At 41.6% G+C, this 25,193-nt stretch carries 23 protein-coding genes, 1 pseudogene and 1 riboswitch; of the genes and pseudogenes, 3 read left to right on the top strand and 21 right to left on the bottom strand.

The annotated features are described in order from the left end of the window. Positions 1-53 precede the first annotated feature (53 nt). The 16 genes and pseudogenes from M1F97_RS04560 to M1F97_RS04485 all read right to left on the bottom strand — a co-directional run bounded on the left by M1F97_RS04560 (position 54) and on the right by M1F97_RS04485 (position 18,152). Positions 54-2,486 carry an ATP-dependent Clp protease ATP-binding subunit gene (locus M1F97_RS04560; protein WP_247944348.1) on the bottom strand — a complete coding sequence of 811 codons (2,433 nt, stop codon included), beginning with the start codon at positions 2,484-2,486 and terminating at the stop codon, positions 54-56. Between the two features lies 1 nt (position 2,487). Further along, positions 2,488-2,946: a CtsR family transcriptional regulator gene (locus M1F97_RS04555; protein ID WP_001211261.1), complete on the bottom strand. Its 459-nt coding sequence runs from the start codon at positions 2,944-2,946 to the stop codon at positions 2,488-2,490. A gap of 118 nt (positions 2,947-3,064) precedes the next feature. Continuing rightward, the gene (locus M1F97_RS04550; RefSeq protein WP_247944347.1) at positions 3,065-3,793 is read right to left on the bottom strand and encodes an ABC transporter ATP-binding protein; all 729 of its coding nucleotides are present in this window, start codon (positions 3,791-3,793) and stop codon (positions 3,065-3,067) included. Then, positions 3,793-4,800: an ABC transporter substrate-binding protein gene (locus tag M1F97_RS04545; RefSeq protein WP_247944346.1), complete on the bottom strand. Its 1,008-nt coding sequence runs from the start codon at positions 4,798-4,800 to the stop codon at positions 3,793-3,795. The genes M1F97_RS04550 and M1F97_RS04545 overlap by 1 nt, the downstream gene beginning before the upstream one ends. A gap of 33 nt (positions 4,801-4,833) precedes the next feature. After that, complete coding sequence (locus M1F97_RS04540; protein ID WP_247944345.1) at positions 4,834-5,592, bottom strand: ABC transporter permease; 759 nt, start codon at positions 5,590-5,592, stop codon at positions 4,834-4,836. Further along, on the bottom strand, positions 5,555-5,845 hold the full coding sequence (locus M1F97_RS04535) for a thiamine-binding protein (RefSeq protein WP_247944344.1): 291 nt from the start codon (positions 5,843-5,845) through the stop codon (positions 5,555-5,557). Before M1F97_RS04535 ends, M1F97_RS04540 begins: the two co-directional genes overlap by 38 nt. Positions 5,846-5,918: 73 nt before the next feature. Continuing rightward, a riboswitch (TPP riboswitch) is annotated at positions 5,919-6,021 on the bottom strand. 103 nt (positions 6,022-6,124) lie between these two features. Next, a complete protein-coding gene (polA, locus tag M1F97_RS04530; protein ID WP_247944343.1) occupies positions 6,125-8,758 on the bottom strand; it encodes a DNA polymerase I in 2,634 nt (877 codons plus the stop codon). Between the two features lie 84 nt (positions 8,759-8,842). Continuing rightward, positions 8,843-9,952 carry an SH3 domain-containing protein gene (locus tag M1F97_RS04525; RefSeq protein WP_084948219.1) on the bottom strand — a complete coding sequence of 370 codons (1,110 nt, stop codon included), beginning with the start codon at positions 9,950-9,952 and terminating at the stop codon, positions 8,843-8,845. A 99-nt stretch (positions 9,953-10,051) separates the two neighbouring features. Beyond that, positions 10,052-10,318 (bottom strand): Veg family protein, encoded by a 267-nt coding sequence (locus M1F97_RS04520; protein ID WP_001278165.1) that lies wholly within the window; start codon positions 10,316-10,318, stop codon positions 10,052-10,054. A 1-nt stretch (position 10,319) separates the two neighbouring features. After that, complete coding sequence (gene dnaB, locus M1F97_RS04515; protein WP_061588531.1) at positions 10,320-11,672, bottom strand: replicative DNA helicase; 1,353 nt, start codon at positions 11,670-11,672, stop codon at positions 10,320-10,322. 43 nt (positions 11,673-11,715) lie between these two features. Further along, positions 11,716-12,168, bottom strand: coding sequence for a 50S ribosomal protein L9 (gene rplI, locus M1F97_RS04510; RefSeq protein WP_000864206.1), 453 nt, complete (start codon positions 12,166-12,168; stop codon positions 11,716-11,718). Beyond that, positions 12,165-14,003: pseudogene (locus tag M1F97_RS04505) on the bottom strand (DHH family phosphoesterase); the annotation flags it as partial. The gene rplI and the pseudogene M1F97_RS04505, both read right to left, overlap by 4 nt. Positions 14,004-14,299: 296 nt before the next feature. Next, entirely contained in the window at positions 14,300-15,478 is a 1,179-nt protein-coding gene (locus M1F97_RS04500) for an acetyl-CoA C-acetyltransferase (RefSeq protein WP_125827381.1), read from the bottom strand. Between the two features lie 88 nt (positions 15,479-15,566). Next, positions 15,567-16,115, bottom strand: coding sequence for a ribosome hibernation-promoting factor, HPF/YfiA family (gene hpf / locus M1F97_RS04495; protein ID WP_000599119.1), 549 nt, complete (start codon positions 16,113-16,115; stop codon positions 15,567-15,569). Between the two features lie 79 nt (positions 16,116-16,194). Beyond that, entirely contained in the window at positions 16,195-16,857 is a 663-nt protein-coding gene (locus M1F97_RS04490) for a ComF family protein (protein ID WP_125827382.1), read from the bottom strand. After that, positions 16,854-18,152: a DEAD/DEAH box helicase gene (locus tag M1F97_RS04485; RefSeq protein WP_247944342.1), complete on the bottom strand. Its 1,299-nt coding sequence runs from the start codon at positions 18,150-18,152 to the stop codon at positions 16,854-16,856. Before M1F97_RS04485 ends, M1F97_RS04490 begins: the two co-directional genes overlap by 4 nt. Before the next feature lie 56 nt (positions 18,153-18,208). Here M1F97_RS04485 and M1F97_RS04480 point away from each other — a divergent pair, with 56 nt between their 5' ends. From M1F97_RS04480 to cysK, 3 genes are all read left to right on the top strand, one after another. Then, positions 18,209-18,844: a YigZ family protein gene (locus tag M1F97_RS04480; protein ID WP_247944341.1), complete on the top strand. Its 636-nt coding sequence runs from the start codon at positions 18,209-18,211 to the stop codon at positions 18,842-18,844. A 15-nt stretch (positions 18,845-18,859) separates the two neighbouring features. Continuing rightward, the gene (locus tag M1F97_RS04475; protein WP_247944340.1) at positions 18,860-19,303 is read left to right on the top strand and encodes a PH domain-containing protein; all 444 of its coding nucleotides are present in this window, start codon (positions 18,860-18,862) and stop codon (positions 19,301-19,303) included. Between the two features lie 96 nt (positions 19,304-19,399). Beyond that, complete coding sequence (cysK, locus tag M1F97_RS04470) at positions 19,400-20,326, top strand: cysteine synthase A (protein ID WP_247944339.1); 927 nt, start codon at positions 19,400-19,402, stop codon at positions 20,324-20,326. Positions 20,327-20,437: 111 nt separating this feature from the next. Here the strand turns inward: cysK and tsf are convergent, their stop codons facing one another. The 5 genes from tsf to mreC form a co-directional block, all read right to left on the bottom strand. Continuing rightward, positions 20,438-21,478 (bottom strand): translation elongation factor Ts, encoded by a 1,041-nt coding sequence (gene tsf, locus M1F97_RS04465; RefSeq protein WP_084974703.1) that lies wholly within the window; start codon positions 21,476-21,478, stop codon positions 20,438-20,440. Between the two features lie 78 nt (positions 21,479-21,556). Continuing rightward, positions 21,557-22,336 carry a 30S ribosomal protein S2 gene (gene rpsB / locus M1F97_RS04460; protein ID WP_009729575.1) on the bottom strand — a complete coding sequence of 260 codons (780 nt, stop codon included), beginning with the start codon at positions 22,334-22,336 and terminating at the stop codon, positions 21,557-21,559. A 222-nt stretch (positions 22,337-22,558) separates the two neighbouring features. After that, positions 22,559-23,764 carry a peptidoglycan hydrolase PcsB gene (pcsB, locus tag M1F97_RS04455; RefSeq protein WP_169446897.1) on the bottom strand — a complete coding sequence of 402 codons (1,206 nt, stop codon included), beginning with the start codon at positions 23,762-23,764 and terminating at the stop codon, positions 22,559-22,561. Between the two features lie 93 nt (positions 23,765-23,857). Further along, positions 23,858-24,352, bottom strand: coding sequence for a rod shape-determining protein MreD (gene mreD, locus M1F97_RS04450; protein ID WP_125848146.1), 495 nt, complete (start codon positions 24,350-24,352; stop codon positions 23,858-23,860). A 2-nt stretch (positions 24,353-24,354) separates the two neighbouring features. Then, complete coding sequence (gene mreC, locus M1F97_RS04445) at positions 24,355-25,170, bottom strand: rod shape-determining protein MreC (RefSeq protein ID WP_169446896.1); 816 nt, start codon at positions 25,168-25,170, stop codon at positions 24,355-24,357. Positions 25,171-25,193: the final 23 nt, after the last annotated feature.

Raw genomic sequence — 25,193 nt, 5'->3', positions numbered from 1 at the left:
TTTTATAAAAAAGTAGCAAAAAAAGAATCAGGATTGCTCCTGACTCTCCATTTTTAAGCAATATCAAATTTTAATTGACCAGCTTTGACACCAATCTTGAGGGTCTTGCCTGCTACTAACTCTCCCTTAAGGAGGAGTTCTGCCAACTTGTCCTCCACTTCTGTTTGCAGGGTTCTGCGAAGTGGGCGAGCTCCCATTTCCGGATCATATCCTTGGCTTGCTAGTAACTTCAACGCTGAAGCTTGCAGTTTCAAGTCAATGCCCTTCTCAGCGAGGCTAGCAATCAATGGTTTCACCATAATCTTGACAATTTCTTGCATGTGTTCGCTATCCAAACTGTGGAAGACCACCTTTTCATCAATACGGTTGATAAACTCTGGTCGATAAGTCTTTTTCAACTCTTCAAAGATTCGTTTTTCCATATTTTCTTGGTCAAAACGAATATCTTTAGCCCCAAAGCCGACAGTCTTGTCATCACGAAGAGCCGTCGCACCAAGGTTTGACGTCATGATGATAATGGTATTTGAAAAATCCACCTTGCGTCCCTTGCTATCTGTCAAAACACCGTCATCCAGAACCTGCAAGAGAACATTAAAAATATCTGGGTGGGCCTTCTCTACCTCATCAAAGAGGAGAACGGAGTATGGTTTGTTGCGAACCTTCTCGGTCAACTCCCCACCTTCTTCGTAGCCTACATAGCCAGGAGGGGCTCCATTGAGACGGCTAGCTGCGAATTTCTCCATATACTCACTCATATCAAAGCGGATAAGGGCTGATTCGTCATCAAAGAGGACTTCTGCCAGAGCCTTTGCCAATTCGGTCTTACCGACTCCTGTCGGTCCTAGGAACATAAAGGAACCAATCGGACGCTTGTGACTACGAATTCCTGACTGGTTGCGGCGAATCGCACGGCTAATACTTGAAACAGCTTGATCTTGACCGATGACACGTTTGTGCAACTCCGCTTCCAAGTTCAGGTATTTCTTAGCATCTGTTTGCGTCAGTTTTTGGACTGGAATCCCTGACAAGCGACTCAAGGTCGTCAAAATTTCAGATTCTGTTACCAAGTCTTTATAGACAGGGACTTCCTGCTCTTTTGCGATTAACTGGGCAGCTTGTTTCCACTTGCCATCCATCAAGGCCTTTTCAGCTGGGCTCAAGTCGGATTCGTCTGCTTTCACATGCTTGGAGTTGTTTTGCACTGTTGCTGCTGCTTCATCCAATAGGTCGATAGCAGAGTCCGGCAAGTGACGGCTAGTCAAGTAACGATGCGCCATCTTGACAGCTGTTTCAACGGCTTCATCTGTGATTTGCACACGGTGGTGTTTCTCATAGGTAGCCTTCAAACCTTGCAAAATGGTCATGCTGTCAGCTAAACTTGGCTCTTCAATCGTCACTTTTGCAAACCGACGAGAAAGGGCAGCATCTTTTTCGATGTGTTTTTGGTATTCTTCCTGAGTGGTGGCCCCAACTGTTCTCAAAGTTCCGCGAGCTAAGGCTGGTTTCAAAATATTGGCAGCATCCAGAGTCGAATCAATACCGCTTCCAGAACCCATAATGGTGTGGAGTTCATCGATAAAGAGGATCACTTTGCCATCTTCCTCGATATCCTTGATGATATTGTTCATACGTTCTTCAAAGTCACCACGAAAACGTGTCCCCGCAACAACATTCATCAAATCAAGCTCTAAAACGCGCATCTTAGCCATTTCCGCAGGTACATCCCCACTAGCAATACGCTGGGCAAGCCCAAGTGCTAAAGCTGTTTTCCCGACACCCGCATCTCCAACCAAGACCGGATTGTTCTTGGTTTTACGGCTCAAGATTTGAATCATACGTGAGATTTCCTTGTCTCGACCGATAACTGGCTCTAACTTGCCAGAACGCGCTTGCTCCGTCAGGTCATGAGTATAATCCTCTAAACCACCACTTTGAGCTTGAGGCATGCCCATCATATTTGCCATGGAATTTTGCTTGTCAGTTACTGTGCGATGGCGTTGACGCAAAGCCTTGAGGTCTTCACGAGTCCAGCCAGCACGCTCTTCTAGATTGCGACGAAGAGCAGCAATTCTGACCTGATCTTTCTGGTCTTCATAAGAAAAGCCTGCTCTCTCCAAGATGCGTGTCGCCAAGGCATTGCCGTCATGCAAGATTGCATAGAGGACATGCTCTGTCCCTAGCACCTTTGCGTGGACCACTGAGGCCACATACTCTGCTTCTGCAAAGAGAACCTCCAAACGATGGGAAAAGGGTAATTCTGTAAAGGTTTCGTCCTGGCTATAGGCCGTTTCAGTCAGTTCTAACGCAACCTCTTCTAAACGGTCCATTTCATAAGGATAATCATTTAGAGTCGCACCTGCCACACTATAACTGTGATTGGACATGGCAATCAATAAATGCCAAGACTCTAGGTAACGGGCTCCAAAATGGCTTGCAACCATGTAGGCACTCTCGATACATTCATTCAATGCTTTTGAATAGTTCATCTTACTTCTCTTTTCTATCTACCTCTTGTAATAGCTGTCGGAGCATATTGGCACGGACAACTGAGGATTCTTCCCCTAGGACACGATCCGTTGCCACAGATGCCAGCAAGGTCATCTCCTGTTTGGTCATCAAGTCCTGCTCCACCAAAAGCTGGAGAATATCCTCATAGATCTCCTGACTAACTCTCTCACCAATCGAGTAAAGCAAATCGCGGAGCATCTCATGATGACTGGAAAACTCAATCCGCCCTATGCGAATGTAGCCTCCGCCACCACGCTTGCTCTCAACCAAGTAACCTCTGCTTTCAGTAAAACGTGTCTTGATTACATAGTTGATCTGACTCGGCACAACCTGAAAGGTATCTGCTAACTGGCTCCGCTGCAATTCCACGATACCAGACTGGTCTAAAATCGCCTTGATATAGGCTTCGATATGATCTGATGTATTTTTAAATCTCATAGTAAATCAAACTCCTTCTTTGAACCTTGACTATCTTTGACTATTATACCGAAATTTTTGATTTTTTTAAAGGAAAAGGGAGCAAGTAAAGAATAATCTTCACCGACTCCCTATTTTTCTAAGTATTTAATCCCAATTCCGCCAAGATTTGACGCTTATAGGCAATTTTTTGGACTTCCTTGTCCTCGTCTTCAGACCAATCTAGTTTAATTTCTGAAACAATCTGCCCAGGGCGATTTTTCAAGATATAGATGCGGTCGCTAAGATTGAGGGCCTCTTCGATACTATGCGTGATAATCAAGGTTGTTAGCTGCAACTGCTTGTGAATCTCCAGATACCAAGCGTGAAGTTCCATCTTGATCATCTCATCCAAGGCACTAAAGGCCTCGTCTAAGAGAAAGAGTTTGTGCCCGAAAAGGTAGGTGCGGAGTAAGGCCACACGCTGACGCATCCCTCCGCTGAGTTCATGAGGATACTTGTCCCTTACAACTGTCAACTGGAAGGTCGCAAGAATTTCATCCGCTCGGGCAATGGCTTCTACCTTATTCACCTTTTGAATCAAGAGGGGCAGGATAATATTGCCAAGCACCGTCTTGTGCTCCAAGAGGAGATCCTTTTGCAACATATAACTCACGCGCCCTTTGGGATTTTCCTCGCCATCAAGGATAATTCGTCCAGACTGGACCTCTAAAATCCCTGCAATCAGGTTAAAGAGGGTAGTCTTTCCAACACCACTTGGACCTAGAATAGAAACCACTTCACCCGAAGTCACCTGCAGGTTGATATCCTCTAAAATCTTTTCATCGCCATAGGCATAGCTTACGTGTTCTAGTCTAATTTCTGTCATTATTTTACAAATTCGTTAGTGAATCCTTTGTCAGTCAAGTCTTCTTTGAGGATACCATTTTCTTTATCCCATTTGTAGAAGGCATTCCAGCGAGCTGCGTCAAATTGACCCCATTTTTCCTTGTCGCTTGCATATTCTTTTGACAAGTATTTTTGAGATTCGATGACAAAGTCACGTTTTTCCTTGAGTTCAGGTGCATTCTTGATGAGGATATCTGCAGCTTCTTCTGGATGTTCCATAGCGTATTGGTAGCCTTTTTTGATAGCTTGGATGACTTTACGAGCTTCTTCTTTGTTTTCTTTGAGATAGTCGTTGTTAGCGATGATTACTGGTGAGTAGTAGTCAAACTCTTTTACATAGTCTTTCAAATACATGAAGTTAGCGTCTACGCCTTGAGATTTGGCAAGAATACCATCCCAACCGTAGTAGATCCAAGCAGTGTCAAAGACACCATTGGCAATCGGTGTGATTGAGTTTGAGTCGTTGTTTGGTACTTTTTCGACCTTCTCAAAGTCTCCACCTTGAGATTCTACCAAGGTTTTCAACATAGCAAGCTCAGTCGGGTCATTCCAGGTTCCATATTTCTTGCCAACCAAGTCTTTTGGACTAGTGACATTGTCCGATTTACGTGAGATGATTCCTGATGTATTGTGCTCTACGATAGCGGCAACGGCAGTGATTCCTGCCCCTTTTTCCAATTTCTTAGCCATGTAGTCTTGGAAATAGATAGCAAATGGTGCCTTGCCATTGATAACCAAGTCAGATGAGCTTTCTTCTGGTGGCAATTTCAAATCAACATCCACTCCAGCTTCTTTGAAATAACCTTTTTCCTTAGCTACATAAAGTCCTGTGTGGTTAGTGTTTGGCGTCCAGTCTAGGATAAAGTCAATCTTCTTGACTTCTGCTTCTTTGTTGTCCTTAGAAGCAGTTCCTTGTCCACAAGCCACAAGCACGACAGCTACAAAAGCCGTTACAATCGTTAAAAATACTTTCCATGTCTTTTTCATTTTATTTCCTCTTTTCTTTTTCTCAAATGTCTTCTATGGACGCTTCCATTTAATCACATATTTCTCACTGATATCGACCAGCTTCATTCCTAGAAGGCTGATAATCGACACCAGAATAATAATAGCAAACATGGTATCATACTGAAACAGTTTCTTTGACTGAATCATATAAACACCAAGACCTTCAAAGCCTCCCAACCACTCAGATACCACTGTTGTGATAAAGGCGTAAGAGACACTGACCCTCAGACCTGCATAAAAGTAAGGCAGGCTATCCGGGATTTTAAAATGCCACAGGATTTGCCAAGGCTTGGCCCGCATCAGACTAAACAAGGTCAACATATCCTTGTCACAATGTCTAAAACCATCCAAAATACTGACTATGATAGGAAAGGTTGTCGTCAAAATAATCAAGACAATCTTGGGCAAAATCCCATAACCTAGCCACAAGACCAAGATAGGAGCTATGGCAATGGTCGGAATGGTCTGGATAACCACCATCATAGGGTAGATAAGATCATTGAGCCAAGCTAGACTATCCATGAGCACAGCCATGATACAAGCAATAAGGACACCCAGAACAAGACCTAGTAAAGCCACTCTCAAGGTCGCCCAGCTATGGTGCCAGAGAAATTCTCTGTCACGAACAAAGGACTGGAGGATCTCAAGAGGAGTTGGCAGGATAAACTTGGGTAAAAGTTTGAATATTCCTGCTAACTGCCAGACCGACAAGACTCCTATAAAGCCCAAAAGACTAATGTGTCGTCTCAGTATACTTTTCAAGTTTCTCATCGATGCTTAAAATCTCTCCTATATTTATTTTGACATTGGCAAAGACATTATCTGCCTCCTGCCCGGCCACTTCAAGCGCTTCTTTGAGAATGCGCATGAGCTCATCAAACTCCCCTTCCAAGACCGTTTCAAATGGTGTCACCACCATGGTCACGGACTGAGCTTGCAGATAAGCAATAACCTGATCGATAATACCAATTCGATCAATCCCCTGTGATAGGGGCAAGACTTGCAAGGCAATGCTTGCTTTCATAAAAACCTCCTCTTCTCGGTTTTCCTTTTGACAAAAAGAAAAACCTTTACCATATATACGGAAAAGGTGCAGAATTCGACTAAGTATCCTTCCCTACGCTGGCATTACCCAGATCAGGTGCGGTCGAAGTTTAACACTTCCTCTCAGACTGTACACAGACTCCCGTATATTATATGGACATATGATAACGCAAAAGCAAGGATAAGTCAAGGAAACTGCTTACAGAAAATCTTGAAAAAGAGTTTGAAGACAAATGCTTCAAACTCTATCCTAGCTATCTTATTTAGCCTCGTACCAGGTTGCCCCTTCATTTTCATCTGCGATAAGGGGAACACTGAGTTGAATGGCTTCTTCCATGGTTTGTTTCACCAGTACTTTGACGGCTGCTAGTTCTGATTTCGGAACTTCAAGGACGATTTCATCATGCACTTGCAACAGCATCTTGGTCTGATAACCGCCTTCTACCAAAGCCTTGTCTAGCTGGATCATAGCAATCTTAAGAATATCTGCTGCCGAACCCTGAATAGGGGAGTTAATGGCAGTTCGCTCTGCAAAACCACGAATGTTAAAGTTGCGCGAATTGATATCTGGCAACTCACGACGACGCTTGAAGAGGGTCTCTACATATCCCTTATCACGCGCTTCACGCACCACTTCTTCCATATAGTTTTTGATCCCAGGAAAACGCTCAAAGTAGGTATCAATGTAGGCTTTGGCCTTCTTACGACTAATACCAAGATTGTTTGCCAAACCAAAGTCTGAAATCCCGTAAACCACTCCAAAGTTAACCGCCTTGGCATTGCGACGGTCGTTTGGAGTCACATCCTCTGGACGTTCAATTCCAAAGACTCGCATGGCCGTTGAAGTATGGATGTCAGCTCCTTCTTGGAAAGCCTTAATCAAATGCTCATCTTTAGAGATATGTGCCAAGACGCGCAATTCAATCTGTGAATAGTCCGAACTGAGTAGTACACTATCCTCCCACTCTGGCACAAAAGCCTTACGAATGAGGCGACCTTGTTCCAAGCGAACAGGAATATTTTGGAGGTTTGGATCCACACTAGACAAACGCCCAGTCTGAGTCAAATCCTGCACATATCGAGTATGAATCTTGCCATCAGCCAAAATCCAATCCTGCAAACCAACCACATAGGTAGATTGAATCTTCGCAATCTGACGGTAATCGAGAATTTTCTTAACAATTGGCGCAATAGGAGCCAGACGCTCTAGCACATCCACGGCTGTCGAGTAACCTGTCTTGGTTTTCTTGGTGTATTCTAGAGGAAGACCAAGCTTTTCAAAGAGAAGCACCCCCAACTGCTTAGGCGAGTTGATATTAAACTCCTCACCAGCTAGCTCATAAATCTCTTGAGTGAGTTGCTCAATGACGACCTCATTTTCAGCTTGCATCTCAAGCAGGGTTTCTTTTTTGACCTTGATACCAGCAATTTCCATCTTAGCAAGGACAAAAGCCAGAGGTTGCTCCATGTCATAGAGGAGATCTAACTGTCCATGTTCACTGAGTTTTTCAAGTAAAACAGGCTCAGTCTCAACCAATACAGCAACCTTGCGAGCCAAATGCTCCAAGAATTTCTCTCTCTCAGGGATAGCTTTCTTAACACCCTTACCGTAGAAGGTCTCATCATCGACCAAATAAGTCTGGCCATAGAGATTCGCAATGGTTGAAATTTCATTGTTCTCGACAGTAGAGAGGAGGTATTTGGCCAAGCGGCTGTCAAAAGCAGGTGCCTGGAGATTCAAGCCCAAGCGATTTAAAAGAACCTTAGCTTTCTTAAAGTCATACACTTTCAGAGGTGTTTTTTCTAGAAATTCCTTGAGAATCGGCTCCTGCAAGAGCTCAAGTTTATCTGTAGCGTAAAGTTTATCCCCACAGGACCAGGCAAAACCAACTAAGTCATCTGTATGGTAATTCTCACCAAAGAGTTCCAAGTGGAAGATAGAGTCTGCGCTCAGCATGTCTTGACTGACTTGGTCAACGATGGCGAAATCCAAACTTTCAGGCGAATCCGTTGATGACACATTTAAAGCTTGCTTGAGCTGTTTGAAGCCCATCTCATCGTAGAATTTCCCGAGATTTTCCACATCTGGGCCATTATATACCAAGTCATCAAGGCCAATCTCAATCGGTGCCTGAGTCTCAATGGTCGCCAAGGTTTTAGACAGGAAAGCTTGTTCCTTGTCATTGATGAGATTTTCCTTCATCTTAGAAGCCTTCATCCCATCGATATTTTCATAAATACCCTCAAGCGATCCGTGTTCTAGCAAGAGCTTGATACCCGTCTTTTCACCAATCTTAGTGACACCAGGGATATTATCAGACTTATCCCCCATAAGAGCCTTAAGATCAATAAACTGAGCCGGTGTGAGGCCCATTTTTTCCATAAGATAGTCTGGCGTAAAGGCCTCAAACTCAGCCACACCTTTCTTAGAAATCTCGACCACCGTATGCTCATCCGTCAACTGGATCAAATCCTTATCTCCGCTAACGATTGTCACATCAAAAGAATCCTTCTCAGCCAAACGACCTAGGGTCCCGATGATATCATCGGCTTCATACTGGGGCAGTTCATAATGGCGAATCCCAAGATGATCTAACAACTCACGAATGAAGGGAAATTGCTCACGAAACTCATCTGGAGTTTTAGCGCGACCACCTTTGTAGTCTGCATACATCTCTGTTCGGAAAGTCGTCTTACCTGCATCAAAGGCTACCAAAACATGGCTGGGCTCAACCCGCTCTAAGACATGATTCAACATGAGTTGAAAACCGTAGATTGCATTGGTATGAAGGCCATTAGCATTTTTAAACCGATCCAACTGCTGATAGAGCGCAAAAAAAGCTCGAAAAGCAACAGAAGATCCATCAATTAATAATAATTTTTTCTTGTCCATACACCCATTATAAAGGAAAGAGGGGAAAAATACCATCGGAAAGAATAGGCAAATGGTAGCGAAGTCCACTTTTTTATATTCTTTCTAGATTCTAGCTCCGTTACTGTCCACTCGATAGCCATCCACAGTGGTATTCACTGCTAAAGCCCCTGAAGCATTAACGTAGTAATACTTTCCTCCTACTTGGAACCATTGGCTAGACTTCATAGCCCCTGAACTCTCCAAATAATACCATGTTCCATTTTCCTTGAGCCAACCTGTCTGCATCTCCCCTGATGCCTTTAGATAGTACCAATGCGAGCCATCCTTCACCCAACCTGTTGACATGGTTCCATTTTCTTTGAAGTGATACCAACTGCCATTTATTTTCTTCCAACCAGTTGCGAGATTTCCGTTCTCACGGTAATTCCAAATACCGTTTTGCTTCTTCCAACCATTCTCCACCGATTCTGTTTCCATATACTGGACGTATCTCCTCATTCCACTATAGGACAGGTAACTAAGCCACTTATAACCATCCTGTTCTACGATTTGATCGTAGCTAACATTTTCACCAGGATAGTAGTAGTCGATAACTTGCGCTGTACTTGACGGCTGGTTTCGAATGGCAGACTTTTGAGTAAACGTGTGAGTCCCACTAGATGCCAGCCCTGACCTGATAGGATTTACAGTTCTACCACCATTCCCTACCAAGTCCTTAAAATGAATAAACCCTGTCATGGTGCTAGCTTTAACTATTCGACGGTTATACCTCTCTCGAACTCCATAGTTATACTCTTCAATCTCAATCGTATCCCCTAATACATTAGATACCCAGGCCACGTGCCCATAATAACCTTCTGTCGACCAAGCAATAGCCCCAACTTCTGGCTTAGTATCCACACGATAGCCTTCTCGCCTTGCACGATGTCCCCATTCATTCGCATTTCCATAGGCAGGAGGAATCTCAAAGCCATTTACACTACTCAAACGAAAGGCCGCAAAAGAGGTACACTGGCGAGAATACATCCGCCACTGATCGATTTCAACACTACCATTTTTGTAGTGAAGCGGATAATCATCTCCACGCGCTACACTGTCGGCTTGAACCGATTCCCCACCAAACAAAAAGGTACTCGTAACGAACAAAGTAGCCAGCCCTACACTCAACTGAGTACATCTACTCTTCTTAACTCCTGATTTAAAAAACGTCATTCATTCTCCTTAATAATATAAATTTCCGAGGTTACCCTCGTTTATACTATTCGGGAGAAAAAGAAAAAAGTGAGCAAAGCTCACTTCATTTTAGGATTCTTAGTCTAGATAGCGAATCAAGTTCTTTTCTGTCAAGATATCTGAGTAGGTGAAGGATTCAACGTAGACATTGGCTTGTTTGTCTCCTTCAACATCCCCAAATTCAACGATAAATAGAGATGGATACACCTCAATTAGCTTACCCAATCTATTTTTTTGGCGCTTACGGCCATTCTCCAAAGTCATTTCAACGACTTGTCCCTCATGCGCCTTGATCTCTTCTTTGATTTTTTTCATCTTGGCTACATCTGTAAATGCATCTGACATTTTATGCCTCCCTCTTTGAGATACTTGAAAATTTATTGTATTCTTTTTGGAAAATCAATTCCACCGTTCCACGAGCTCCACTACGATTTTTCTCAATGATAACCTCAACCTTGTTATTTGGAATTCCTTCCTCTTCTTCACCCGCACGATCGTAGTAGTCGTCACGGTATAGAAAAGCTACGATATCCGCATCCTGCTCGATAGAACCCGATTCACGAATATCAGACAAGACTGGTCTCTTATCTTGACGCTGTTCCACTCCACGAGATAGCTGACTAAGAGCAATGACTGGAACCTTTAATTCCTTGGCTAGAATTTTCAACTGACGAGAAATTTCAGAGACTTCTTGTTGGCGGTTCTCACGACCAGTACCTGTGATAAGCTGTAGGTAGTCGATCAAAATCAAGCCTAGATTGCCTGTTTCTTGAGCCAGTTTACGTGAGCGAGAGCGAATTTCCGTGATCCGAATCCCTGGCGTATCATCAATATAGATACTCGCGTTGGCTAGATTCCCTTGAGCAATGGTATATTTTTGCCACTCCTCATCAGTCAATTGACCAGTACGGATAGAATGAGACTCCACCAAACCTTCTGCTGCCAGCATACGGTCTACTAGGCTTTCTGCACCCATTTCTAGCGAAAAGATAGCAACCGTCTTGTCCAACTTAGTCCCGATGTTCTGAGCAATGTTCAAGGCAAAGGCCGTCTTACCAACCGCTGGTCGCGCCGCTAGGATAATTAACTCCTCCTCATGAAGACCTGTCGTCATATGGTCCAAATCACGGTAGCCCGTTGCAATACCTGTGATATCCGTTGTTTGTTGTGACCGAACTTCTAGGTTCCCAAAGTTGATATTTAGAATATCACGGATGTTCTTGAACCCACTACGATTGGCATTTTCGCTAACATCAATGAGCCCCTTTTCAGCCTGAGCAATGATTTCATCTGCAGGCTTAGAAGCCTCATAAGCTTGGTTGACAGACTCTGTCAACTTGGAAATCAAGCGACGTAGCATAGCCTTTTCAGCTACGATTTTAGCATAATATTCTGCATTAGCTGAAGTTGGTACAGAGTTGACAATTTCAACAAGGTAAGACAAGCCACCAATATTTTGGAGATCCCCTTGGTTATCCAAAATCGTCCGAACCGTCGTCGCATCAATCGCTTCCCCACGATCCGACAAATCTACCATCGCTTGGAAAATCAACCGATGAGCATACTTAAAGAAGTCTCGAGAATCAATGTATTCTCGGACAAAAACGAGCTTGCTCTCATCTATAAAAATAGCCCCCAGAACAGATTGCTCTGCCAAAATATCCTGAGGTTGAACTCGCAGTTCCTCTACTTCTGCCATCCGACTTTCCTTCCTTTTACAATCTTGTCAAGAAGTTGTAAACTTACCCTTCTTTTACACGAAGATTGATGACACTTGTAACATCTTGGTAGATTTTCACTGGTACATCAATCAAACCTACTGCTCGAATTGGTGCCTTTACTTGAATATGACGCTTGTCAATATTAATTCCAAATTGCTTTTGCAGTTCTTCTGCAATCTTCTTATTGGTGATTGAGCCAAAGGTACGGCCATCTGGTCCAACTTTTTCAACAAACTCTACAACAGTTTCTTCTGCTTCAAGCTTGGCTTTGATTGCTCTTGCCTCTGCTAACATCTCTGCATGAGCCTTTTCTTCTGATTTTTGTTTTCCACGCAATTCACCGATTGCCTGAGCAGTCGCTTCCTTAGCCAAATTCTTTTTAATCAGGAAGTTTTGGGCGTAGCCAGTTGGCACTTCCTTGATTTCGCCTTTTTTCCCTTTTCCTTTAACATCTGCTAAAAAGATTACTTTCATTCTTCTTTCTCCTTTTCCTTTAGTTCATCTAAGACAAGTTGAGTCAATTTGTCTCCAACTTCTGACAGACCCATATTCTCGATTTGTGCAGCAGCTAGATTAAAGTGACCACCGCCACCCAACTCTTCCATAATGCGTTGGACATTGATTTTACTGCGGCTTCGAGCTGAGATAGAGATAAATCCTTGTGTATTTTTTGCTAGAACGAAACTAGCCTCAATACCAGACATAGCCAACATAGCATCGGCAGCCTTACTGATGACAACCGTATCATAAGTAGTTGAGTCCTTAGCTTGGGCAATCAAGACATCTGCACCCAGCTTACGACCTTGTAAAATGAGTTCATTTACCTCACGGTACTCTTCAAAATCTGTCGCAGCAATCTCCTAAATTGCGATACTGTCGCTTCCCCGTGTTCTCAGATAGCTAGCCACATCAAAGGTTCGACTCGTCACGCGAGATGTAAAATTCTTGGTATCCAGCATCATACCAGCCATCAAAACACTGGCCTGCATACGACTCAAACGATTTTTCTTAGAATTTTGGAACTGAATCAATTCTGTTACCAACTCACTCGCACTACTTGCTCCACTTTCGATATAGGTGATGACTGCATTCTCTGGAAAATCCTGATCACGTCTATGATGGTCAATGACAATGGTTTGCGTGAATAGTTCATAAAAACCTTTGGACAAGGTCAAAGCCGTCTTGGAATGATCCACTAAAATCAACAAAGAGCGCTTGGTGACCAATCTCATCGCATCTGTAAGAGGCAAGAGTTTAGTGACTCCCTCTTTCCCCAAGAAGTTGACAGCCCGCTCAATGTCTGGCGACATTTGTTCTGCATCATAAACAGCATAGCTATTTTCAGTGATATTGCTCGCAAACAACTGCATGCCAACAGCAGAGCCCAAAGCGTCCATATCTAGATTCTTGTGACCTACTACAAAGACTTGGTCTACACTTCGAATTTTATCTGAAATAGCTGTCATCATGGCTCTGGTACGTGTTCTTGTTCTCTTAACGGAGGCTGCGGAACCACCACCAAAATAGATTGGGTTCTTGGTTTCATCATTTTCCTTGACAACCACTTGGTCCCCACCACGAACCTCAGCTAAGTTCAAGTTTCTTAAAGCAACTTTCCCTATCTCATCATGATTTCCATCACCATAAGAAAAGCCCATGCTCAAGGTCAATGGCAGCTGTCTCTGTTTTGACTCCTCACGAAAGGCATCAATCACAGAGAATTTATCATTCATCAAGCCCTCAAGAACTGTGTAATCAGTAAATAGATAAAATCGATCCATCCCCACACGCCGAGAAAACATAGCATATTGACCAGCAAACTCTGAAACAAAATTTGCCACAAAACTATTGATATGACTGATATCCGATTCGGAGGTTGCATCCTCTAAATCATCGTAGTTGTCTACCGAGATGACCCCAATCACTGGTCGACTGGTTACCAATTCGACAGTTGCTTCATATTCCCCTGAAACGTCAAAGAAATACAGGACACCCGCAACCTTGTCCATATGAACGGCATAGCGTGTTTCACCCAAGTTAGCATAAGAACCAGGGTTCCCCACAGAAGCCTTGATAATGGTTTGAATCAAGTCAACATCAATTTCGCCTTCTTCAGTCGTCAAAATCAACTCAGCATAAGGATTAAACCATTCGACTTCGCCACTAGATAAATCTAATTTCAGAACACCAACTGGCATTTGATCAAGCAGCGTGTTCAAGCTATCTTCCGCTTGATGGTTTACGTATTGGATTTGTTCAATTTCGCTCTTTTCATACTGTTTTTTTTGCCATACGAATAAAAGCAGATAAAGAAGTACAAATAAAAACAGGGCACTGATTGTTACAACATTATTTTGTGAAAAAATAATCAGTATTGTTAAGGTTCCGAAAGTCGCAATCCCTAGTAGAACCGCAGAAATCGGAGTTAAATTATTTTTTTTCATTCTAAACCTCTTGCGCATTATTATATCACAAAAGCCCTTAAAAAGCGACCTTTAAAAAGTGGTCAGCCTCCTTTTCCTTATTGATTTTTTATGGTTTTAATGCAAAAAGGAGAATAAGCTCATTATCCTCCTGCACATCTATATACTCTGGTTACTGTCACTTAACGTTCAACGATGAGGGCTGTTCCCATCCCTCCCCCGATACAGAGAGTTGCTAAACCAGTTTTAGCATCACGTTTCATCATCTCATGTACCAGAGTCACTAAGATACGGCAGCCTGAAGCTCCAATTGGGTGACCAAGAGCAATCGCGCCACCATTGACATTGACAATATCTGTGTTAAAGCCAAGTGTTTTCCCAACCGCACAAGCCTGAGCGGCAAAGGCTTCATTTGACTCAATCAAGTCGAGATCATCAACTGTCAAATTGCCTTTTTCAAGAGCTTTGCGAGTCGCATAAATCGGTCCACATCCCATCATCTTAGGATCCAAACCTGCACTTGCATACGAACGAATACGAGCAATGACTGGAAGTCCCAATTCTTCAGCTTTTTCAGCACTCATGACCAAGACAGCCGCTGCTCCGTCATTGATACCTGAGGCATTCCCCGCTGTAACAGAACCGTCTTTTTTGAAAACAGGATCTAGCTTAGATAAACTCTCCAAGCTAGCATCTTTTCTAGGAAATTCATCTGTATCAAAGACGATAGGATCGCCTTTGCGTTGAGGAATAACCACCGGAACAATCTCTTCCTTAAAGCGTCCAGATTCTATAGCCGCCACTGCTCGTTTTTGTGACTCTAAAGCAAAAACATCTTGTTCTTCTCGACTGATACCATATTCTTCAGCCACATTTTCAGCTGTAATCCCCATATGGTATTCGTTAAAGGCATCAGACAAACCGTCCTTAATCATGGTATCTACCACTTTCGAATCTCCCATACGGCCGCCCCAACGGAAGTTTGGCAAAACATATGGAGCCTGACTCATATTTTCTGCACCACCAGCCACGACAATATCTGCATCTCCGCACTGAATCGCTTGAGCAGCTAACTGAACTGCCTTTAAACCTGAACCACAAACCTTATTGATAGTAAAGGCTGGTGTAAATTCAGGAACCCCCGCATGAATACTCATTTGGCGAGCCACGTTTTGGCCTAAACCTGCACCTAGGACATTTCCCATAATCACTTCATCTACCTGCTCTGGTTTAATATTCGCTTTTTCCAAAGCACTCTTAATGACCAAAGATCCCAAATCAACAGCAGAAACATTCTTCAAACTCCCGCCAAAGGAACCTAAAGGTGTTCGCACCGCCGAAACAATAACTACGTCTTTCATGACTACCTCCATTTATACCTCATATAATGACTAATGACGCAATATAAAAGTGGTTTACACTGGTGTAAACCACTTTGAAAATTCTATTTTATGATTCTTTTACTTCAAGCAAACCAACTTCACCATCTTCACGACGATACAAAACATTTGTTGTTTGATCTTCTACGTCTACATAGATAAAGAAATCATGTCCCAACAAATCCATTTGAAGAAGCGCTTCTTCCAAATCCATTGGTTTCAAATCAATTTGTTTTGAACGAACCACTTTTGGTTGCACAACATTTGCATCTTCAACTAGAGCATCTGTAAAGAGTTGGCTTGTTGCAACCTTATTTTTATTCTTGCGTTCGATTTTTGTTTTATTTTTTCGAATCTGGCGTTCAATTTTATCTGTTACAAGATCGATAGAACCATACATATCTTGAGAAATATCTTCTGCACGAAGAGTAATTGACCCAAGTGGAATTGTTACTTCAACTTTTGCTGTTTTTTCACGGTAAACTTTCAAGTTGACACGTGCATCCAACTCTTGTTCAGGTTGAAAATATTTTTCGATCTTTTCGAGTTTAGAAACTACATAATTGCGAATTGCTTCTGTTACTTCTAGGTTTTCACCACGGATACTATATTTAATCATATAAGTACCTTCTTTCTAAACATTTTTATTTTTCTAACTATATTATAACGCTTTCATTTTCATTTTGCAAATTTTTTCCTCATCTTACAAGTGAAAAAGTTTTGACTTCCAAAACACCTGCCTCTTCAAAAAGTCGCTTCACACGATTGATAGTCGCTCCTGTCGTATAGATGTCATCAATGAGCAAAATCTTCTTAGGAAGAGGGGCTTCCGTTTTGATATAAAATGGAATTTCAGTAGCTAATCTTTCTGAGCGATTCTTAGAAGAACTAGCTTTCTCTTCTCTTTTTCCTAATAAGTCTTTACAAGGAAATCCCGCTGCCTCAATCAAACCTTCAACCTGGTTAAATCCTCTCTCAAGCAATCTTTCAGGACTTAAGGGAATTACTACAAATTCATAGCCTCTATACTTTTTCAACTCATTAGCAAGAACAGGAGCAAAAACCTTTCTAAGCAGAAAATCCCCATCAAACTTATATCGACTAAAGAAGTCTTTCATAGCTTGATTATAGGTAAATATCGCTTTATGGCTAACTTGAATTCCTTCTTTACACCAAAATTTACAATCTTGACACTGAGTTGACATCCCTGTTTTCATACAGCTTGGACAATAATTCTCACCAATCTTCTCAAAACTAGAAGCACAAGCTGAGCAAAGATAGTTTTGCTCATTCTTTAAAAGAAAGAGATGACTAAAAGTCAAGTTACTCTTTGTTGTCTGTCCACATAACAAACAGTTCATAATCCCGCCTCCTTGTTCATCTGCTTGATTTCCTTGATTGCCTTTTTAATGGAAGTATTTAATCCATCATGAAAGAAGAGCAACTCACCAGTCGGTCTATCCATACTGCGCCCAACTCGCCCTCCAATCTGAATCAAGCTAGACTTGGTAAAGAGACGATGATTAGCATCTACAACGAAAACATCCACAAAAGGGAAGGTAACTCCACGCTCCAAGATTGTTGTACTGATTAGTATTGTTAGTTCCCCATCTCGAAAAGCTTGTACCTGCTCTAATCGATTTTCTGTGACAGAAGATACAAAACCGATATTCTCATTGGGAAAATGCTCTTGCAGGAGTTCTTTCAACCTCTCACCTTTCTGAATTTCTGATGCAAAAAGAAGTAATGGAAAACCAGTTCGTCTCTGTTTCTCAATATAGGTTTTTAACTTTGGTGACAACTGACTCTTATCTAAATAACGATTAAAATCTGATAACCAGACTGGTTTAGGAATAATCAAAGGATTTCCATGAAACCGTCTTGGCAAGCTCAATCGTTTTAATTCTCCTGTGCGAACCTTCTTATCTAACTCATCTGTAGAAGTAGCTGTAAGGAATATCCTTAACCCTTCCTCCTTTACACTTTGATTTACAGCATAGTAAAGCACCGAGTTGTCAACATAAGGAAAGGCATCTACTTCGTCCACTATCAGCAAGTCAAAAGCATGATGAAATTTTAATAGCTGATGAGTCGTTGCAATAACTAGTGGTGTTCGAAAATAAGGTTCTGACTCACCATGAAGTAGTGCTATATCACAAGCAAAGTCATTCAGCAGTCGTTTATGCAGCTCCAAGCAAACATCTATACGTGGACTTGCTAAACAAACTGCACCACCTTCATCAATCACTTTGGCCACAACTTGGTAAATCATCTCTGTCTTTCCAGCTCCTGTTACAGCGTGAACCAAGGTTGGCTCTTGCTTGTCTACCGCTTGAAGCAGTCCCTCTGACACTTTTTCTTGAAAAGGTGTTAACTGACCACGCCATTTGAGAACATCTTGTTTCGGAAAATCTTCCTGCGGAAAATAGTATAAAGCTTGATCGCTCCTAACCCTCTTCATCAATAAACACTCCCTACAATAGTAAGCACCTATAGGCAAATGCCATTCTTCTAGAATACTACTATTACAACGTTGGCAGAACAATTTTCCCTTCTCCTTTCTCATAGCTGGAAGTTTCTCCGCCAACTGACGTTCCTCTTTAGTTAATTCATTCTCAGTAAACAAACGACCGAGATAGTTTGGATTTACTTTCATACTTCTTTATTCGTAAAAATCTAGCGCTTTAGGTAATTTTTTAGTACAATTAAATCATGGAATTTAGAACAATTAAAGAGGACGGGCAAGTCCAAGAAGAAATCAAAAAATCCCGCTTTATCTGTCATGCAAAACGTGTCTATAGTGAAGAAGAGGCTCGTGACTTTATCACTGCCATCAAAAAAGAACACTACAAAGCTACTCATAACTGCTCTGCTTTCATTGTAGGGGAACGTAGTGAGATCAAGCGTACGAGTGATGATGGCGAGCCTAGTGGTACTGCTGGAGTCCCTATGCTTGGCGTCTTAGAAAATCATAATCTTACTAATGTCTGCGTAGTGGTTACCCGCTACTTTGGGGGAATTAAGTTAGGCGCTGGCGGTTTGATTCGCGCTTACGCAGGAAGCGTAGCTTTGGCTGTCAAAGAAATTGGTATTATTGAAATCAAAGAGCAAGCTGGTATAGCCATTCAGATGTCCTACGCTCAGTATCAAGAATATGGCAATTTTCTTAGAGAACATAATCTCATGGAACTCGAGACAACCTTCACAGATCAAATTGATACCATAATTTATGTTGATAAGGAAGAGAAAGAAAATATCAAGTCTGCTCTTGTGGAGTTTTTTAATGGAAAGGTTACTTTAACAGATCAAGGTTTACGAGAAGTTGAAGTTCCTGTAAACTTATTGTAAACAAAGGAGAAATACATGGCGTTTGGGAAATTTATTCAAGGACTTTCTGGTAATTTTAGCGAGCAAAACAAAGAAGCTCTTATCAAAGAATATGGTCAATATCTACTAGAGAACGAAGAAATTCAAAGTGGATATAAACTTATTCGCGATTCTATTATCTTTACAAATATCCGTATTATCTTTACAGACAAACAAGGCGCTACTGGTCGCAAGATGTCTGTTAAGTCACTCTTTTTGATGAACATTGTCAACGTTGAAATGGAAACTGCGGGAGCAGGTATAGACGATAGTGAGATTACGATCACTTATTTAGAGAATGTCTTTCTAAAAGCACATAATGAGCATTTTAGTGCTCATAAATTTGAATTCCCTAAGAAAACGGATATTGTTCCACTTTATACCTATTTATTAGAATTGGCTTATCACAATCGCTTGAAAATTAATGGCTTAGACCTTTGATATAAAAAAATCCTATCGCTTCGATAGGATTTCTATATTTTACAAATAGCCTTAAGCGCGTTATACTAGTATCATCTTATACAAAGAGGTATATCTATGGCTATTTATAACAATATCACTGAACTTATTGGACAAACACCGATTGTTAAACTTAACAACATTGTTCCAGAGGGTGCTGCAGATGTCTATGTTAAACTAGAAGCTTTTAACCCTGGATCGTCAGTAAAAGACCGTATTGCCCTTAGCATGATTGAAAAAGCGGAACAAGATGGTATTCTAAAACCGGGTGCTACCATTGTTGAAGCAACGAGTGGAAACACTGGTATCGGTCTTTCATGGGTTGGTGCCGCTAAAGGATATAAGGTTGTTATCGTCATGCCTGAAACGATGAGTGTGGAACGACGTAAGATTATCCAAGCCTATGGTGCTGAACTCGTCCTTACTCCTGGTAGCGAAGGAATGAAAGGGGCTATTGCCAAAGCTCAGGAAATCGCCGCTGAACGTGACGGCTTCCTTCCACTCCAATTTAATAATCCAGCTAATCCAGAAGTACACGAAAGAACAACAGGAGCTGAAATACTGGCTGCTTTCGGTTCTGATGGACTAGATGCTTTTGTAGGTGGTGTTGGCACCGGTGGAACGATCTCAGGTGTTTCTCACGCTCTTAAAGCAGCAAATCCAAACGTTCAAGTTTATGCAGTTGAGGCAGACGAGTCAGCTATCTTGTCTGGTGAAAAGCCAGGACCTCACAAAATTCAAGGCATCTCAGCTGGATTTATTCCTGAAACACTTGATACAAAAGCCTATGACGGTATCGTCCGTGTAACATCAGATGATGCTCTTGCACTTGGCCGTGAGATCGGTGGAAAAGAAGGCTTCCTTGTTGGGATTTCTTCTGCTGCAGCGATTTACGGTGCAATTGAAGTTGCCAAGAAATTAGGTACAGGTAAGAAAGTCCTTGCTTTAGCACCAGATAACGGCGAACGTTATTTGTCTACAGCACTCTATGAATTTGAAGTGTAGTCTCCTAAATGCACTTAGCCCTTATTAAAGGGCTTTTTCTTTGACCAATTTAAAGAAAAATCTAAGTTCTCTACAGCAAAAGAAAAAGGAAGCAATTTGCTTCCTTTTTAATTAGTTATTCAAGGCTGCTGCCATTGTAGCTGCAACTTCTGCTTCGAAGTCATTTGCAGCTTTCTCGATACCTTCACCAACTTCAAAGCGAGCGAACTCAACTACTGAAGCATTTACTGATTCAAGGTAAGCTTCAACTGTCTTGCTGTCATCCATGATGTAGACTTGTGCAAGAAGTGTGTATGCTTGGTCAACTTTAGTATTGTCAAGCATGAAGCGATCCATTTTACCTGGGATGATTTTGTCCCAGATTTTTTCTGGTTTGCCTTCTGCAGCCAACTCAGCTTTGATGTCAGCTTCAGCCTGAGCGATTACTTCATCAGTCAATTGTGCTTTTGATCCATATTTCAAGTGTGGAAGGGCTGGTTTGTTAACCATAGCGCGGCTTTCATTGTCTTGGTCGATGACGTGGTTCAATTGTGCCAACTCATCTTTAACGAATTGAGCATCCAATTCTTTGTATGAAAGAACTGTTGGTTTCATCGCTGCGATGTGCATTGACAATTGTTTAGCAAGAGCTTCGTCTCCACCTTCGATAACTGAGATAACACCGATACGGCCACCGTTGTGTTGGTAAGCTCCAAAGTGTTGTGCATCTGTTTTTTCGATCAAAGCAAAACGACGGAATGAGATTTTTTCTCCGATAGTTGCTGTTGCAGATACATACGCTGCTTCAAGAGTTTCACCTGAAGGCATTGTCAAAGCAAGAGCTTCTTCATTGTTAGCTGGTTTTCCTTCAGCAATTACTTTAGCTGTAGCGTTTACCAAGTCAACGAATTGAGCATTTTTCGCAACGAAGTCAGTTTCAGCGTTTACTTCAATTACTGCTGCAACGTTACCGTTAACATAAACACCAGTCAAACCTTCTGCAGCAACACGATCAGCTTTCTTAGCTGCTTTCGCCATACCTTTTTCACGAAGCAATTCAATCGCTTTTTCGATATCGCCGTCTGTTTCTACAAGCGCTTTTTTAGCGTCCATAACACCGGCACCAGATTTTTCACGCAACTCTTTTACAAGTTTAGCTGTAATTTCTGCCATTTTGATTCTCCTATATTTTTTAAAAATAGGAGAGCTGGGCTAAGCCCCGCCCTCCTAGGTAATTACTATTTATATGAATTAAGCGTTGTCGCCTTCTACAACTTCAACGATTTCTTCGATTGAGTCTGCTTGAGCTTCTGAAGCTGCAAATTCTGCTTCAACTGCTACTGCATCTTCACCTTGACGTCCTTCGATGATAGCGTCAGCCAATTTAGCTGTGATCAATTTAACCGCGCGGATAGCGTCATCGTTAGCTGGGATGATTACATCGATATCGTCTGGATCAGTGTTTGTGTCAACCATCGCTACAACTGGGATACCCAATTTTTTAGCTTCTTTAACAGCGATTTGCTCTTTATGTGGGTCAACTACGTACATTACATCAGGGATACGAGGCATGTCTTCGATACCACCCAAGAATTTTTCAAGACGTGCACGTTGTTTGTTAAGAAGTGCAACTTCTTTCTTAGGAAGAACGTCAAAGATTCCTTCTTCTTCCATACGTTTGATTTCTTTCAAACGAGCAATACGTTTTTGGATAGTTCCCCAGTTAGTAAGAGTTCCACCCAACCAACGGTGGTTGATGTAGTATTGACCTGAACGTACAGCTTCTTCAGCAACAGCGTCAGCAGCTTGTTTCTTAGTACCAACAAACAATACAACTGCATCGTTAGCTGCTGCATCACGCATAAAGTCATATGCTTGGTCAGCGTATTTTACAGTTTGTTGCAAGTCGATAACGTGGATTCCGTTACGCTCAGTGAAGATGTACTTAGCCATCTTAGGGTTCCAGCGACGAGTTTGGTGACCAAAGTGTACACCAGCCTCAAGAAGTTGTTTCATTGAAATTACTGCCATGAGTATTTCTCCTTTTTGTTTTTTCCTCTTCTAGATTTCAGCTTGCAAAACGACCCAAGGGCAACAGTTTCACAATTCATCAAGAATGAGTATTATCGTTTACACGACAAGTTTTATTCTATCATATTTCAACAGTATTTTCAAGCTATTTAGTAGAATTTTAGTAGGACTTTCGGATAAAAACATTAAAAGAGACTCGATTGAGTCTCTTCGTTTTATACATTAGTTTGGATAGATGTATGTTACATAACCTTCAGAAGTTGTAGTTGGGTTGAACCATCCACGTTTGTTTCCGATTGTACGATCTCCACCGTAGTTTGATTCTGATACTTGAATACGAGTTGATGATGAAACTGCTGTAACAACCGCTACGTGTCCATAACCACCATCATTCCAGCATGCAATCGCACCAACTTGTGGAGTTGAACCTGTACGGAATCCTGCTGCGGCTGCACTTGTTGCCCACTGAGCTCCGTTGCCCCAGTAATCTCCAGCCCAAGGTGCCAATGTTTTAGCTCCCCAAGTACATTCACCAGTTGGATAACTTGAAGCATTTGAGCTGTAAGTTGGGCGTTGTCTAGCAGGCGCTGCCGCAGGTGCTGGAGTGTAGCTTGAATCCTCATCGTCAGTTGTTGATGTTGCCTGTACTTGAGCTGAGAAACTTGTGTTTCCAGAAGCAACAACTGACTGCTGTTGGCTTGTTTGACGTGCTCTGTAAGCTGCTTCAGCTTCTGCTGCAGCACGTGCTTCTGCCTCTGCTGCTGCTTTCTTCTCTAGCAAACTAGCTTTTTCACCTTCTGCAGTAGCTTTTTCAGCAGCAAGATTCAACTCTGCAACCTTCAACTCAGCTTGCTTAGTTGTCAATGCCTGCGCATCATCAGCCAGTTTTTGTTGGTTAGCAATAACTGTATTGATTGCTTCATTATTGGCTACTTGTTTATCAGAAATTGCTTTTTTATCAGCCTTTTGTTGCTCCAACATTTTGTTGTTAGCCGATACAATCTCGCTCATTGCAGCAACACGCGAAATGGCTTCTGTGATTGATTTTGAGTTTACAATTGTATTAATGTAGCTAGTCGCAGCTCCATTTGTCTGTGCGCTACGTGCTTGTTTTTCTAAAGAAGCATTACGAGCCACGATATTTTTAGAAAGCTCTGTAATTTCTCCTTCAAGTTTTTTAGATTCAGCTTGTAATTTTTCGTTTTCAGCTTGCAAGCTTGCTTGCTCTGCTTGAATTGTTGAAACTTGACCTTGGATTTGATCCACTTGCTTTTGAGCTTCTTGTTGTTGCTCTGTTAAACTGCTAATTTTATTATCTTGAGCAGCAATTTTTTCATCAGTTGTTTCTGCACGAACAGTTGTCAATACTGCTGTTTGTGAGACCAATACTGTACTTAACAAAAGTGACGCTAAGATTTTTTTCTTCATATTCTGTCGATACTCCTTCTATTTGAGACATTACTAGTATACCAAAAAAAGACATAATAAATATTACGCCTTTGTTACATTTATATTTCTTTCTCATAGATAATATTTTTCAAAAATGTATTGGAAAATCGCCATCCATAAGAAGTTCAGAATCATTGAAGGGACAAGGCTATAGACAATGAAAACCGGCATAGAATCTACAGTCAATCCCACAGCAAGAGCTAGAAGATAACTCCCCATATCAAACAGAAAACTGATCACAATAATGGTCAACATCCTTGTCCAACGATTTGTCAAAATCACGCTGTTAAACTTGTGGAGCGAAGCACCTATCAAGATAAACAAAAGCGTGGCAATTCCAATCAAGTGGAAAAAATAAATATCATAAACCAAGCCCACTATAAAACAATAGGCTAGGTAGAGATATTCCGATACTTCGATTGTCTCAAATAAGAGAAACAAAAATAGAAAATGACTGGCTAAATGAAAGTGGGGGAAGAAGGATCCCACCAATTGACTAATATGAGCATCAATTAGCACGACAAAAGGGAGTAAAAAGAATATACCAACTTGTTTAAACAGTCTCATTGCTAATTCCCCACTAACTCTACCACATGAAGATCTTTGATATCAGCACTTAACTTTACAGTTACCTCTCGTGTTAGATAGTCACTGCTGTGCGTTGTACCAACAATCTCTCCAACAGGAATATCTTTGACATTAAAGTTTCCTAGCCCCCCTGTAGTCACCTTATCTCCAGCACTGATGTCACTATTACTATTTAATTGACTGATTTTAAGCAGTTCAGTTTCCTTGTCATAACCAACGATGATTCCGTATATTTCAGTAGAACCATGCAGGATTTTAACAGAAATTTTGTCGGAATTTTCAGTGTTTGTCAATAAGTTGACCGTTGTTGAATGCTCCTCTACTTTTGAAACACTACCAACCAAGCCACCGTTTGCAATGGCCAACATGTTTTCAGAAACTCCTTTTGAACTTCCCGTATCAATTGTTAACTCTTGCTTCCAAGATACTGGAGCACGCATAATCACATCTGCTGCTAAGGTTTTTGTAGCCTGTAATTTTGACTTCATCTCTAGCAACTGACGTAGTTGTTCATTTTCTGTTTTTAAACGTTCTGATTGATTAGACTCCACCTCTAATTGATAGAGTTGTTTTTTTAGACTTTCGTTTTCATTGTACGTCTGCGTCAAATGTCCCAAATCCGATTTGAAAGCATCAAACCACTGAAAGGGTTTTTGAACAATTCTATCTACTAAGGAAATCCCATCTCCTAGTTTTGTCACAATAGCACTTGAATAGGTTGTCACTAATAGTACAGAAACTGCCAGAACTGTGACAAAAACGATGATTAGATATTTTGATTTTTTAAAACGGTTCATATTCCTACCTTTTTACTAAAGAT

Origin of the sequence: Streptococcus oralis (assembly GCF_023110435.1) — a bacterium.
GTDB classification, from domain to species: Bacteria; Bacillota; Bacilli; order Lactobacillales; family Streptococcaceae; genus Streptococcus; species Streptococcus oralis_CF.
The sequence above is the reverse complement of the archived record's forward strand: the minus strand, read 5'-3'. Positions and strand labels throughout refer to the sequence as shown.

Excerpts from the sequence above, each read along its gene's own strand:
- cysK (WP_247944339.1), top strand. The coding sequence starts at position 19,400 with ATGGCTATTTATAACAATATCACTGAACTTATTGGACAAACACCGATT.
- mreC (WP_169446896.1), bottom strand. The coding sequence starts at position 25,170 with ATGAACCGTTTTAAAAAATCAAAATATCTAATCATCGTTTTTGTCACA.
- M1F97_RS04550 (WP_247944347.1), bottom strand. The coding sequence starts at position 3,793 with ATGACAGAAATTAGACTAGAACACGTAAGCTATGCCTATGGCGATGAA.
- M1F97_RS04545 (WP_247944346.1), bottom strand. The coding sequence starts at position 4,800 with ATGAAAAAGACATGGAAAGTATTTTTAACGATTGTAACGGCTTTTGTA.
- M1F97_RS04500 (WP_125827381.1), bottom strand. The coding sequence starts at position 15,478 with ATGAAAGACGTAGTTATTGTTTCGGCGGTGCGAACACCTTTAGGTTCC.
- rpsB (WP_009729575.1), bottom strand. The coding sequence starts at position 22,336 with ATGGCAGTAATTTCAATGAAACAACTTCTTGAGGCTGGTGTACACTTT.
- pcsB (WP_169446897.1), bottom strand. The coding sequence starts at position 23,764 with ATGAAGAAAAAAATCTTAGCGTCACTTTTGTTAAGTACAGTATTGGTC.
- M1F97_RS04490 (WP_125827382.1), bottom strand. The coding sequence starts at position 16,857 with ATGAACTGTTTGTTATGTGGACAGACAACAAAGAGTAACTTGACTTTT.
- polA (WP_247944343.1), bottom strand. The coding sequence starts at position 8,758 with ATGGACAAGAAAAAATTATTATTAATTGATGGATCTTCTGTTGCTTTT.
- M1F97_RS04525 (WP_084948219.1), bottom strand. The coding sequence starts at position 9,952 with ATGACGTTTTTTAAATCAGGAGTTAAGAAGAGTAGATGTACTCAGTTG.
- M1F97_RS04485 (WP_247944342.1), bottom strand. The coding sequence starts at position 18,152 with ATGAAAGTAAATCCAAACTATCTCGGTCGTTTGTTTACTGAGAATGAA.
- mreD (WP_125848146.1), bottom strand. The coding sequence starts at position 24,352 with ATGAGACTGTTTAAACAAGTTGGTATATTCTTTTTACTCCCTTTTGTC.
- tsf (WP_084974703.1), bottom strand. The coding sequence starts at position 21,478 with ATGGCAGAAATTACAGCTAAACTTGTAAAAGAGTTGCGTGAAAAATCT.
- hpf (WP_000599119.1), bottom strand. The coding sequence starts at position 16,115 with ATGATTAAATATAGTATCCGTGGTGAAAACCTAGAAGTAACAGAAGCA.
- M1F97_RS04555 (WP_001211261.1), bottom strand. The coding sequence starts at position 2,946 with ATGAGATTTAAAAATACATCAGATCATATCGAAGCCTATATCAAGGCG.
- M1F97_RS04535 (WP_247944344.1), bottom strand. The coding sequence starts at position 5,845 with ATGAAAGCAAGCATTGCCTTGCAAGTCTTGCCCCTATCACAGGGGATT.
- dnaB (WP_061588531.1), bottom strand. The coding sequence starts at position 11,672 with ATGGCAGAAGTAGAGGAACTGCGAGTTCAACCTCAGGATATTTTGGCA.
- M1F97_RS04475 (WP_247944340.1), top strand. The coding sequence starts at position 18,860 with ATGGCGTTTGGGAAATTTATTCAAGGACTTTCTGGTAATTTTAGCGAG.
- rplI (WP_000864206.1), bottom strand. The coding sequence starts at position 12,168 with ATGAAAGTAATCTTTTTAGCAGATGTTAAAGGAAAAGGGAAAAAAGGC.
- M1F97_RS04540 (WP_247944345.1), bottom strand. The coding sequence starts at position 5,592 with ATGAGAAACTTGAAAAGTATACTGAGACGACACATTAGTCTTTTGGGC.
- M1F97_RS04480 (WP_247944341.1), top strand. The coding sequence starts at position 18,209 with ATGGAATTTAGAACAATTAAAGAGGACGGGCAAGTCCAAGAAGAAATC.
- M1F97_RS04520 (WP_001278165.1), bottom strand. The coding sequence starts at position 10,318 with ATGTCAGATGCATTTACAGATGTAGCCAAGATGAAAAAAATCAAAGAA.
- M1F97_RS04560 (WP_247944348.1), bottom strand. The coding sequence starts at position 2,486 with ATGAACTATTCAAAAGCATTGAATGAATGTATCGAGAGTGCCTACATG.